Source organism: Bacillus cereus group sp. MYBK5-2, from assembly GCF_051915685.1.
GTDB lineage: Bacteria > Bacillota > Bacilli > Bacillales > Bacillaceae_G > Bacillus_A > Bacillus_A cereus.
This window is the reverse complement of the sequence record NZ_JBQAFE010000003.1, coordinates 287144-299433: the sequence shown is the minus strand read 5'-3', so window position 1 is coordinate 299433 and position 12290 is coordinate 287144. Positions and strand designations below refer to the sequence as shown.

The following is a 12290-nucleotide window of genomic DNA, read 5'->3' as shown; positions in this document are numbered from 1 at the left end:
ACAAAAAATGTTTGATTTTTGTTAAAAAATAATAAATTTTTGCTAAAAAAAATAAACGGGTGTATAATCCCGTTTATTTTTGTCTTTTTACATTTTGAGGTCTTACAACACTTGGTCGTACTTTTAAACTAGACATCGTTGGACGGAGTAAAATTTTTGTTAATGCGCCCCAATCAAATGGTAAAAACGGCCATAAATAAGGTGTTTGTAAACTTTTTATAGACGTTAAAAATAAAATTAATATCGTCATACCAATTACAAATCCCATCTCATGGAAGAGGCCTGTTAAAATAATAACAAACAATTTCCCAACCTTATTCCCTAATCCTAATTCATAACTCGGTGTTGCATATGCACCAATCATCGAAACTGCTACATACAAAATTACTTCTGGCACAAACAAACCTACATCAATTGCAATTTGACCAATTAATATAGCGGAAATCAACCCTGCTGCAGACGATAACGGCGTTGGAGTATGAATGGCTGCCATCCTTAAAAACTCAAGTCCGACCTCTGCCATTAACACCTGTAATAAAATTGGTAAATGCGTCATCTTAGTCGGTCCAATAAAAGCAAGATTTGCTGGCAAAAGAGTTGGATCAAATACAAACACTAACCAAAATGGTAATAAAAATAACGAGAATATAACACCTAAAAAGCGCACCCAGCGTAAAAATGTACCGACAGCTGGATTTTGTCTAAACTCTTCCGCGTGCTGTAAATGATGAAAATATGTTGTCGGTGTAATCATAGCACTTGGCGATGTGTCAACAAGTACTAACACATGTCCTTCTAGTAGATGATTTGCTGCTACATCTGGCCTTTCTGTATATCGAATAAGTGGAAATGGGTTATAGCTTTGCTTTACAACAAATTCTTCTACTGTTTTATCCGCCATCGTAATTCCATCTACATCGATGTTATTTAATTCTTGTTTTATAATCTTTACTAAATCTGGATTTGCAACATCTTGAACGTATGTAATGCAAATATCCGTTTGTGATCTATCTCCTACTCGAACCATTTCATTTCGAAGACGTGGATCTCGAATTCTTCTACGGATTAATGCTGTATTTACAACGATATTTTCAACAAATCCATCCCTTGCACCGCGTACTACCTTTTCGGTATCTGGTTCTGTCGGCGTTCGCCCTGGATAACTACGAACATCGATTGCAAACGCTTCCGTTTCACCTTCCACAAATATCACGATGAGTCCTGATAATACTTGGAGCATTACCTCATCCATCGTTTTCACTTTACTTACTTGTTGATGGATTAAGCGATTCTCTAAAAGCTTCACTGTATCTTCTTCTACATCCCTTATCTCATTTGTATCCACCGCTTCTTCTAAAATAGGGATAATATAATTTGTATCACAAAGTCCGTTTACAAATAACACACCAATTTCTTTATTCAAAATTTGAAATTTACGAATGCCAACATCGTATGTAACGCCTAGCCCAACTGTCTGCTTTAAATAATTTTCATTGTCACTTATGAAAGTTGATATAGGGATATCCACTTTTTTAGGCTTCGTCATAAAAACCACTCCTTTCCAAAATTAATTGAATTGCTTTCTTCGTAATAGGTGATCCCCTCTCCCATTCATCATTTCCACACATCTTACCAATGTCACCGACTCCAACAATGACAGGAACATTCAAGTCATCTAAACAATAAATTGTATCTCCGCTAATTCTGCCAATTTCGCCATCTGGAAGTCCAAATTTATCAACACCGTATTCGGTTAAATTCCCATTCCGATCTACACTTACATCTACACGTGCCCATTCCCAATGATGCGTATTAGACGCTACCGCTAAAATACCGAGCACATCAATTTGTTTATGGGTAGCCACATATTTTAAAGCCTTTTCACCAGATCCTTCTCCAATAAATCCACTGTCATCAAACATGACAAATACAGGGTCATATGGCGTTTGCATAATAAGCTCAACAACTTTTTTCCCTGTCAATTTGGTTGGATTACTTTGTGATGCTGAAATACACCTTCCCCCAAATTCCTTCGTTAAAAGCTCAATTGTCCGCTTTGCATATTCATCTCCATCTGTGACCAAAACAACCCTTCGTCTCATTTGATTTATCCTTTCGGTTTACATATAAGTGCTATAAAAAACGAAAACAATATCGCTGCGGAAATGCCCGCAGACGTTAAACTAAACATGCCAATACCAATTCCTAAATATCCATGTTTTTCTGCTGCATGCATTGCTCCGTGCAATAGTGAATGTCCAAAACTTGTAATAGGGACTGTTGCTCCAGCACCTGCAAACTTTATTAGTTTATCGTACAATCCAAATCCATCTAAAATTGCTCCGATGACTACAAAAGTTGCCATTAAATGAGCTGGTGTTAACTTTACGAAATCTAACAATAGTTGCCCAATTAAACAAATAACTCCACCTACAAGAAATGCATATATAAAATCCACAATTCACTCTCCTTTAACTCTCTCAAATACGACACCATGTGCAATTGTTGGAATCGTTTCCTTCTGTTGCATCATCATCGGGCTTAATAATGCACCAGTCGCAACGACAAAAATTCGTTGTAAATTCCCTTTTTGCATCTCGTGTAATAAATGACCATATGTGACAACTGCTGAACAAGCGCAACCACTACCACCTGCAAACACTTCTTCTTGACTTGATTCATAAATCATCAATCCACAATCATTGTATATATGCCCAAGATCATAACCTTCCTCAAGTAAAAGTTGTTTCGCAATCGGCGTCCCAACAGCTGATAAATCACCCGTAACAATCAAATCATAATCATCGGCACTTCTTCTTAAATCTTCAAAATGTTGTTGAATTGTATGAGCTGCTGCTGGAGCCATCGCTGCTCCCATATCCAAAGGATTTGTGATTCCTAAATCTTGCACTTTTCCAATTGTAGCCGACGTAATTTTAATTGCACTTTTTTCATTGCTAATTAATATAGACCCTGCACCAGTCACAGTTGAATTTGCTGTCCCTGGCTTTTGTCCACCGTACTCTGTTGGATAGCGAAATTGTCTTTCAGCCGTTGCATTATGACTACTTACTGTAGCTAAAACACGATTTGCAAATCCACCGTCTATAAAAGCTGAGCCAACTGCTAAAGTCTCCATAGACGTCGCACAAGCGCTAAACATTCCTAAAAAAGGAATGCCCCATTTACGCGCAACATAATTTGCTGTCACTGTTTGATTTAATAAATCTCCCGCTAAAAAGAAATCAATTTGCGATGTTTTTATATTCCCTTTTTGCACTGCTTGTTGAATTGAGTCTGACATTAATCTTCGTTCGGCAAGCTCCCAATTTTCTTCTCCACAATGCAAGTCATCATATGAAGTATCAAATTTTTTCCCAAGAGGGCCCTCAGCTTCTTTCGGACCGACAGCAGTACCCGTTGCATTCACATATATATCATTTTGAAATACCCACGTTTGTTTTCCGGTCAACCTCATACTAGCCCCTCCTTTAAGACATAAAAATTTTAAAGGTATACCTTATTAACCCAATGATATATGCACCAACAACCCCAAATACAATCACACTTCCTGCCAGTTTAAACATATTTGTAGCAATCCCTAGAACAACCCCTTCGCTCTTATGTTCTAAGGCAGCGCTCGCCATAGAATTTGCAAATCCTGTTACCGGTACCGCTGATCCTGCTCCAGCAAATTGACCGATTTTATCATATACACCACACCCTGTTAAAATCGCGGATAATAAAACAAGGGTTGCAACAGTTGGGTTTCCTGCCTCTTGTTCACTGAAGTGAAAATAATGTATATAAAATTTCATCAATACTTCTCCAACTGTGCAAATGAGTCCACCTACAAGAAATGCTTTGATACAATTTAGTAAATAGTTTGGCTTTGGATGATACTCCTTCACTTTATTTATGTAATCATCCTTCAATTTCTGACTTGTCATTTATATACTGCCTCCTACTTTACGAAATAAATCCAGTGAAACAACGATCCTATTACTTTCCCAAGTACAAGAGCAACGAGTAAAACAATAATCTTCCCCTCTACCCCTACTCGTTTCGCTAAAATAGGTAGAACATTTAACACCTCTGTTAATGCCGCAGCAAGCATTCCGATGAATGTGCCACAAAATATCCCTAATATAACGAGCCAATATTGCGACGTTTGAAATGTAATGTTTTTCAAACTGCACCAAGCCCCTGTTAAAGTACCTGCAATGACTGCCCACTCAAAATATTGAATATGCTTTCCACTTCTCGTTAATTGAGCTAAACGGGGGATTATACCAAGTACAGCTAAAAATGCGACATATCCGCTACCTACCGCAATCCCTCCAGCTAAACCAATTAAAATAACAAATCCAGACTCAATCATCGGCAAGTTGTTTCATATTATCCTTGTTTTCATTAACGATTACATACTGATCAAGTGACTGTTGGTATTGAAACATCTCAACTTCTAACGGACTCGGCTCTTCATTAATTCGCTTTTGAAATACATGATTAAAGAATAAAACCATCCCTAAGCCAAGACCTAAAGAATAAGGAATTTGAAATAAAAGTGGTTGTGCATTAAATTCTCCAGTAATCATGTAATATAACCGTTGATGTACTTGTTGCATACTTACATCTTCATGGAAATAAATGATCGCAAGGGCCGCTCCAATGAACAGTAACAGCCATACAAGCCCGAAAAAAATTGGGTGTGTCTTCTTTTTTTCGTATATAATTTCAACAAGAGTTTGTCCAGAACCGAGTAAATTAATTTGTACGTGAGATGCTTTCTGTTGAATAATCTCAATTACTTTCATAACATCAATTACAACATGCGTCTTATCATGCGCTGTTATTTTGTAAACTATCTCATTTTGTAACAACTCAACTACGGAAGAATCTCCGGCAAGTTGAGCAACATCGCCCAGCTTTACTTCATAAGTAGGAGAAACTTTTAAACGATTGCGCATTTTAATATAAATCGTTTGTTCCAACTTTCATTCACCCCTTCACTCTTCCTCGTAGTTGTAGTATGGTTATTGAATTTTTTTCTAATACAATTTTTTCATAAAAAAACATCTGCACCATTTCGGTACAGATGTTTTTTACTTATGCCTTTTTCTTAAATAAGTTTGCAATACTTAATGCAAGCCCTCCCCAAATGACTACTATTCCAATAACCATCATCATAATCGCTGATCCACTCATTATGAAACACCTCGATCTTTCCATTCTTTTTCAAGCTTGGCAGAATCCGAATGAATTTGTGCATCCCATTTTTTCAGGCCAATGATTATTGCAACTATGAGGAATGCTGCTGCTATCGACCAACCATACGTTACAACAAACTCAGTCGGATAATCTCCGTAGTTCTTTTTAATATTTTGGATTGTACCATCAATTAGCATATACCCTAACATAAGCGGAGTAATAACGAGTAAACTCACTCTCCAAAACGTTCCTAATTTAATATCAGATACAAAGTTTGCATGATTTTGATAAACTGGTAAACGGCGTAAAATGAGTCCTATCGTAACTACTTCCGCAAGTGCAATTGTAATTAATCCGAAATTATTAGCGAAATAGTCGACAACATCTAAGAACATAAGTCCACCACGTGTTGCAAAAACAAGAGAAACTAACACGAGAAGGGTTCCCATAATTCCAATAGTTTTTTCCCGACTTAAACTGAATTTTTCAGATACAGCGGCAAAGCATACTTCCGCGAGTGAAATAAGTGATGTAATTCCAGCAACCGTTAACGATAAGAAAAATAAAACACCAAACAACGGTGACATCGGCAATTCATTAATAATTTGGGGAAATACTACGAACGCAAGCCCAACGCCAGCACTTGCTACTTTATCAACCGGTACTCCCATATTATTTGCCATAAATCCAAGAGCTGCAAAGACCCCAATACCTGCTAATAATTCAAATCCTGAGTTTGCAAATCCAGTAATAAAGGCATTATTTGTTGTATCCGAGTTTTTCGGTAAATAACTAGAATACGTAATCATAATTCCAAATGCTAAAGATAAACTAAAGAATATTTGACCGTAAGCAGCAAGCCATACTTTCCCATCAAAAATACGACTCCAATCTGGTTTAAAGAATGCATCTAGTCCTTGCATAGCACCTTCCATCGTCACTGCACGAACAACGATAATAAGGAACATAACAACTAATAAAGGAATAAATATACGGTTAACAACTTCGATTCCTTTTTTAACTCCTTTAAATGCAACGCCAAGCACAATAATCCAAACGAGAGCTAACGGAATTAATACTTCTGGTACAAGTCCTCCAAATTGTCCTGGCTTATCTGCAACATGTAAGTACTCTTTAAATAAAAATGATTGCGTGTCTTTTCCCCATGCTCCAGTAATTGCAAAGTATGTATACGATATAGACCAAGCAATAATCACTGCATAATATGTTGAAACAATAAATGTTACGCACATTTGCCACCATCCAATAAATTCTGCACGCGGGCTAATACGGAAAAATGTAAGTGGTGCTGAGCCACGATGACGATGACCAAGGGCAAACTCAAACGCTAACAATGAAATACCAGTCGTTAATAATGCAAATAAATACGGTAAAAAGAATGCTCCTCCTCCATTTTCATACGCTGTATAAGGAAAACGCCATATGTTTCCTAATCCAACGGCAGATCCGACCGCTGCGAAAATAAATCCAGCTCTCGTTCCCCACTGTTGCCTCGTTTCCATGTTTCCTTCCCCCTTTATGACAAGTTCATACTTGGATTATATTTTAAATTTACTAAATTATCAATAAATTCTGTTAATTTTTGCGAAAATTAACATCTCTCTCCTATTAACGGCATAAAAAAATCGAATAGACAATTATTCGTCTATTCGATCTTTCATCTGTTTTAATATTTTCTTTTCAAGTCTTGAAACTTGTACTTGCGAAATGCCTATGCGCTCGGCTACTTCTGACTGTGTTTGATCTTTATAGTAACGCAAGTATACAATTAAGCGCTCTCGTTCATCTAGTTCTCTAATCGCTTCTTTTAAAGCAATTTTATCGAACCATTTCGTTTCAGATTGATCTGCAATTTGATCTAAAATAGTGATTGGATCTCCATCGTTTTCATATACAGTTTCATGTATAGATGAAGGGGCCCGGCTCGCTTCTTGTGCTAGAACAACTTCCTCTGGCGTTAGTTCTAGTGCCTCTGCCACTTCATTAATCGTTGGAGCCCTTCCGAATTCTTTCGAAAGCTCATCTCTCATCTTTCGAATTTTGTTTCCTGTTTCTTTTAAAGACCTACTAACTTTCACTGATCCATCATCACGTAAGAAACGTTGTATTTCACCAATAATCATTGGAACTGCATATGTTGAAAATTTCACGTCGAAAGATAAATCAAATTTATCTACCGATTTCAAGAGCCCAATACATCCAATTTGAAATAGGTCGTCTGGTTCGTATCCTCGATTAAGAAACCGCTGTACAACCGACCAAACGAGGCGCATATTACTTTGAACGATTGTATCTCTCGCTTGTTGATCTCCATCTTGACTTTTTTGAATTAACGCTTTTAGCTCGTGGTCCTTTAACTGAGGTTTCTTCTTCTCATTTTTGACCTCTATGTCCATAGGCTATTCTCCTTAATTGCATAGAGCGTTACTATTTGATAAGTATTTTGTCAAATGGATTGTTGTCCCGAAAGATTCGTTTGAAATAACTTCTACTTCATCCATAAAATTTTCCATGATAGTAAATCCCATTCCGGAACGCTCTAATTCAGGTTTAGTTGTAAAAAGGGGTTGTCTCGCTTCATCTAAGTTAAAGATTCCAATCCCTTCATCTCGAATCGTGAGTTTCACCATTGCTTCTTCCAAAATTACAGAAATATAAACAATACCTTCTGCATTTCCTTCGTATCCATGAATAATTGCATTTGTAACCGCTTCTGACACAACTGTTTTAATCTCCGTTAATTCTTCCATCGTTGGATCTAGTTGTGCAATGAAAGCCGCCACAGTAACGCGAGCGAACGATTCATTTTGACTTAATGCTGAAAATTGAAGGTTCATTTCATTTCTCATCTATGCCACCCCCAACGTCGCGAGCGCGTGCGCTTCACTTTCTTCTAAGCGAACGATTTTGAATAAGCCCGACATTTCAAATAAACGCTTAACAGGCGGTGAAATTGCACAAACAACCATTTCTCCACCTAATCCCTTTACGTGTTTATATCGGCCTAATATAACACCTAGACCAGAACTATCCATAAAAGATAAGTTCTCTAGGCTCAAAACAATATGATGAACACCATGTGTCTCAATCATATCTGTTACTTTCGTTCGCAACTCTTCAGCCGTATGATGATCTAATTCACCCTCTAGTCTCACACATAGGACGTCACGTTTTACTTCTAATTGCATGGAAAGACTCACACGATTTCCTCCTTATGCTCAAACTTTACTTATTCACATACATAAAGATTTTCGTGATACAAAATAAGAATCCTTCCTGCTGACAAAAGAAGAACTATTTCGTCATAAAGTGAAACCTTTCAGCATTATTCACTTATATACGAATAGAAAAGCGGCAAAATATTTGCCGCTATTTTGATGTTGAAAACATCCCAAAACTTCTTTTAAATAACTCCCACCAGCTCGCTGCAGCAACATCTTCTTTTGCTACAATTGTTTGTTTTAATAAAACATCTTTATCTTTTTTAATAACAAGTGTACCAAGCGCGTCACCTTTTTTAATCGGTGCTTTTACTTTCTTTTCAGCAATTACTTCTTGTTTTACCTTGTCCATATTCTCGCCCTTCTTCATAAGAAGAGAAACATTATCTGATGCAACTAAATCTACTTTTTCTTTTTTCCCTTTCCCTACTTGAACTGTCTTAATTTTTTCGCCACGCGTATACAATTTCTTTGTCATATATTGTCCAAATGCATAGTCAAGAAGCTTCGTCACTTGGTTGTTCCGTTCTTTTGATGTTGGTGCTCCCATGACAACTGAAATGACACGCATGCCATTTTTTTCAGCCGATGCTGTTAAACAATATTTCGCTTCTGTCGTAAAACCTGTTTTTACTCCATCTACGCCAGGATAAAAACGTACTAGCTTATTCGTATTAACGAGCCAAAACTTTTTATCCGTATCTTCACGTAAATAATCTTCGTACTTACCTGTGTATTTACGAATAAGTGGATACTTCATCAATTCTCTCGCCATTATAGCCATATCATTTGCTGTCGAATAATGGTCTTTGGCCGGAAGACCTGTTGGGTTTTGAAAATGTGTATTTTTCAGCCCTAAATCTTTCGCCTTTTTGTTCATCATATTTACAAATCCTTCTTCTGAACCTGCGATATGCTCGGCTACTGCAACAGATGCGTCATTTCCAGATGCAATTGCAATACCCTTTAACATCTCATTTACAGTCATCTCTTCCCCAGGTTCTAAAAAGATTTGCGATCCACCCATTGAAGCTGCATGTTCACTCGCTCTAACTTTATCGGTCAGTTTTAATTTTCCTTTTTCAACTTGTTCCATAATTAAAAGCATTGTCATAATCTTTGTCATACTAGCAGGTGGTAATTTTTCATTTGGGTTTTTATCAAATAAAACTTTACCTGTATCTTGCTCAATTACGATTGCTGACGACGCTTGTTCCGCTAACTTCGGCGTTGTTTCTTCTGTTTTCTCTGGCTTCGTTTTCTCAGATTGCGCGAAACTCACTGAAGTTCCAGAAAGCAATAACATGAAACAAAAAAGTATTCCAAAAACTCGCTTCATGACTAACCCTCCATTCTATATCAGACCTATTTTTTCCAATTTATCTTTTTTTAATACCAAATTTTTCTAACATTTTCAGTTGACAAACACATTCTCCCCCTATATTGTATTAAGTGTATTACACACAGTAGTACACTTAATACATATGAGGAAGGAGACATTGCTCTTGCATATTCAACTTGATCCAAGAAGCAACACTCCGATATGGGAACAAATTGTTCAAAATATAAAAGAACTCGTATTGAAAAACATGTTGGCTCCAAGTGATAAACTTCCTTCTGTACGCGAACTCGCTTCTTTACTCGTTATAAATCCAAATACAGTGAGTAAAGCGTATCAAGAGTTAGAGAGACAAGGAATTATTGAAACGTTACGAGGAAAAGGAACATTTGTATCCCAATCGATTACCCCAACATTAGACGAAAGGAAAATCGCTATGGTTGAAAAGCAATTTCATCAATTACTATTAGAAGCCTCTTATCTTGGTATTACGAAAGATAAAATTCATGATTGGATAGATTCATACTATAAAGAGATTGGAGGGAATACGGATGTTGAAAGTGACAAGCTTGAAGAAAACAATTGATAATCAAACAATTTTAGACGATGTTTCTTTCACATTACAAAAAGGTAGTATCGTCGGATTACTTGGAAGAAACGGCGCGGGAAAAACAACTTTATTACGAACGATGGTCGGCATTTTAGACCCAGACGAGGGAACTGTTACATATGAGGATATCGACATCCATAAAAATCCTGAAACGAAACAAAAAATCGTATATGTTCCGGATTCTACTAACATACTGAACGGTTATACAGTAAAAGAAATCGTGAAGTTTTATAAAGCAGTTTATACAGCATTTGATGAACCATATTTCTACGAACTACTAGAACGTTTCAACTTACCAAACAAACGAATTCGTAGTTATTCAAAAGGAATGAAAGCACTGCTTGCCATCATTTTAGCTGTTGCTGCAAAAGCAGAATATATTATTTTAGATGAACCAACAAACGGACTTGATCCTATCGTTAAAAGACAGATTTTACAGTTTCTCGTTGGAGAAGTTGCAGAAAAAGAAATTACCATTTTCATCTCTACCCATCATTTAGATGAAGTGGAACAAATTGCAGATACAATCATTATGTTAAAAGGACATACTGTAGCATCTATTACGTCACTAGACGATGCAAAATCACAATTTGCAAAAATACAAGTAGCTTACGAGCGTTCATTACCTCAAAAACTAGAAAACTTAAGCAATATTAAAATATTAAATCAAACAGGAAAAATATATACAATCTTAATTGAGGGAAATGTGGCTACAACACTGGAGAAGTTTTATAAAGAGCAACCACTGCTCATTGAAGAATTAACAATGTCACTTGAAGATGTCTTCGTTACGACACTGGAGGAGGATGGATATGTTTCATAAAGCGTTGTGGATGTGGAATTGGAAGCGCGGGAAATATGCTGCGTTACTTTTTCTCTTCAGTTCACTTTATCTTCTATCTCTCGGATACTATAGAAGTGCTCAGATGGAACTCGATAAATATTACGAATTACAAGAAAAAGGGGAACAGTATTATTATTTTTATACCTTTTCTGCACGAGATGGTAATAGTTTTTGGTTAACTGTTCTTATCATTGCTTTAGCCTGCTTATTGATAGGATGGGAACGTAGCAACCAATCTAATACACTACTTATGACGATGCCATTTAAAAGAAAACATGTTTTCTTATCTAAATGGGCTTTCGGTTCCTTCTGTATTGTGAGCTCGTTACTTATAAATTGGATTATTATGTATGTTATTTATAGAACAACTATCCATTTTGATTATCAATCATTTAGTCCACTTCACCGATACTTTCTTTATGCGATAGTTTCTTATGTTGCAGTCTATACAGCTGCTCTATGTATCGGTACTTTTACTGGAAGCATTATTTCACAGGTTGTTTTTTGTATTCCATGGTTACTAATGGGGCTTACATTTATTCCACTAGTGTACACTTTTACGATAAACCATTTAGAGGCTACCAATACTAAAAATAATAAATTAGATCAACAACTTTATGAAATCAATAAAAAAACAAATATAGTTGCACCAATATATAACTTCACGATTTATTACCAATATAATCCTGAATCACGTAAAAAAGAAAATGACTCAACTATTTTAAGAAATCCAGCATCTTATCACTATTATTCAGCCAAATCAATGTTAGTCCCTATTTTTTATACAATAGTTTACTTACTACTTGGAACATATTTATATAAACGATCGCCAAATGAAAACAGTCAAAAGATATTTATTTTCCAACAGCATTTACGAATATGTATATGGGGGACAACCATTTACTTTGCATTACTAGGTGGCTATAAAATCAATCAATTTTTTTTCTTACCAAACTACTATATCAGTTTGTTTCTCGCTGGAATCATTACTTATGTTATATTATCACGCTTAACAAATTATAAAGTTTTTTAAAGGAGAGATCC

The 12290-nt window shown here is 36.2% G+C and carries 16 protein-coding genes; 3 read left to right on the top strand and 13 right to left on the bottom strand.

Annotated features, from left to right (window positions below):
- Positions 1 to 73: 73 nt before the first annotated feature.
- The 13 genes from spoVAF to dacF form a co-directional block, all read right to left on the bottom strand.
- Positions 74 to 1546, bottom strand: coding sequence for a spore germination protein SpoVAF (gene spoVAF, locus ACTFP3_RS13935; protein ID WP_440010736.1), 1473 nt, complete (start codon positions 1544 to 1546; stop codon positions 74 to 76).
- Positions 1533 to 2102 carry a stage V sporulation protein AE gene (locus ACTFP3_RS13930; protein ID WP_001254415.1) on the bottom strand — a complete coding sequence of 190 codons (570 nt, stop codon included), beginning with the start codon at positions 2100 to 2102 and terminating at the stop codon, positions 1533 to 1535. Before ACTFP3_RS13930 ends, spoVAF begins: the two co-directional genes overlap by 14 nt.
- 5 nt (positions 2103 to 2107) lie before the next feature.
- Entirely contained in the window at positions 2108 to 2458 is a 351-nt protein-coding gene (spoVAE, locus tag ACTFP3_RS13925) for a stage V sporulation protein AE (RefSeq protein ID WP_000345916.1), read from the bottom strand.
- A gap of 3 nt (positions 2459 to 2461) precedes the next feature.
- A complete protein-coding gene (spoVAD, locus tag ACTFP3_RS13920) occupies positions 2462 to 3478 on the bottom strand; it encodes a stage V sporulation protein AD (RefSeq protein ID WP_006921412.1) in 1017 nt (338 codons plus the stop codon).
- A gap of 13 nt (positions 3479 to 3491) precedes the next feature.
- Positions 3492 to 3950, bottom strand: a complete 459-nt coding sequence (gene spoVAC, locus ACTFP3_RS13915; RefSeq protein WP_000203810.1) for a stage V sporulation protein AC — start codon at positions 3948 to 3950, stop codon at positions 3492 to 3494.
- Positions 3951 to 3964: 14 nt separating this feature from the next.
- Positions 3965 to 4381, bottom strand: a complete 417-nt coding sequence (gene spoVAB, locus ACTFP3_RS13910) for a stage V sporulation protein SpoVAB (RefSeq protein WP_000572936.1) — start codon at positions 4379 to 4381, stop codon at positions 3965 to 3967.
- Positions 4374 to 4994: a stage V sporulation protein AA gene (locus ACTFP3_RS13905; protein ID WP_000438369.1), complete on the bottom strand. Its 621-nt coding sequence runs from the start codon at positions 4992 to 4994 to the stop codon at positions 4374 to 4376. Before ACTFP3_RS13905 ends, spoVAB begins: the two co-directional genes overlap by 8 nt.
- Before the next feature lie 115 nt (positions 4995 to 5109).
- The gene (locus tag ACTFP3_RS13900) at positions 5110 to 5208 is read right to left on the bottom strand and encodes a methionine/alanine import family NSS transporter small subunit (protein ID WP_000016826.1); all 99 of its coding nucleotides are present in this window, start codon (positions 5206 to 5208) and stop codon (positions 5110 to 5112) included.
- A complete protein-coding gene (locus ACTFP3_RS13895) occupies positions 5208 to 6734 on the bottom strand; it encodes a sodium-dependent transporter (RefSeq protein ID WP_000450088.1) in 1527 nt (508 codons plus the stop codon). The genes ACTFP3_RS13900 and ACTFP3_RS13895 overlap by 1 nt, the downstream gene beginning before the upstream one ends.
- A gap of 135 nt (positions 6735 to 6869) precedes the next feature.
- Positions 6870 to 7628, bottom strand: coding sequence for an RNA polymerase sporulation sigma factor SigF (gene sigF, locus ACTFP3_RS13890; protein WP_000350729.1), 759 nt, complete (start codon positions 7626 to 7628; stop codon positions 6870 to 6872).
- Positions 7629 to 7640: 12 nt separating this feature from the next.
- Positions 7641 to 8081 carry an anti-sigma F factor gene (gene spoIIAB, locus ACTFP3_RS13885; protein WP_001243398.1) on the bottom strand — a complete coding sequence of 147 codons (441 nt, stop codon included), beginning with the start codon at positions 8079 to 8081 and terminating at the stop codon, positions 7641 to 7643.
- Positions 8082 to 8432, bottom strand: coding sequence for an anti-sigma F factor antagonist (gene spoIIAA / locus ACTFP3_RS13880; RefSeq protein WP_000059135.1), 351 nt, complete (start codon positions 8430 to 8432; stop codon positions 8082 to 8084).
- Between the two features lie 169 nt (positions 8433 to 8601).
- Positions 8602 to 9792, bottom strand: coding sequence for a serine-type D-Ala-D-Ala carboxypeptidase DacF (dacF, locus tag ACTFP3_RS13875; RefSeq protein WP_086411650.1), 1191 nt, complete (start codon positions 9790 to 9792; stop codon positions 8602 to 8604).
- 166 nt (positions 9793 to 9958) lie between these two features.
- Here dacF and ACTFP3_RS13870 point away from each other — a divergent pair, with 166 nt between their 5' ends.
- The 3 genes from ACTFP3_RS13870 to ACTFP3_RS13860 are packed head-to-tail and all read left to right on the top strand — an operon-like array spanning position 9959 to position 12279.
- Positions 9959 to 10378, top strand: coding sequence for a GntR family transcriptional regulator (locus tag ACTFP3_RS13870; protein WP_000548027.1), 420 nt, complete (start codon positions 9959 to 9961; stop codon positions 10376 to 10378).
- Positions 10344 to 11225: an ABC transporter ATP-binding protein gene (locus ACTFP3_RS13865; protein WP_086411649.1), complete on the top strand. Its 882-nt coding sequence runs from the start codon at positions 10344 to 10346 to the stop codon at positions 11223 to 11225. Before ACTFP3_RS13870 ends, ACTFP3_RS13865 begins: the two co-directional genes overlap by 35 nt.
- Complete coding sequence (locus ACTFP3_RS13860) at positions 11215 to 12279, top strand: ABC transporter permease (protein ID WP_086411648.1); 1065 nt, start codon at positions 11215 to 11217, stop codon at positions 12277 to 12279. Before ACTFP3_RS13865 ends, ACTFP3_RS13860 begins: the two co-directional genes overlap by 11 nt.
- Positions 12280 to 12290 lie beyond the last annotated feature (11 nt).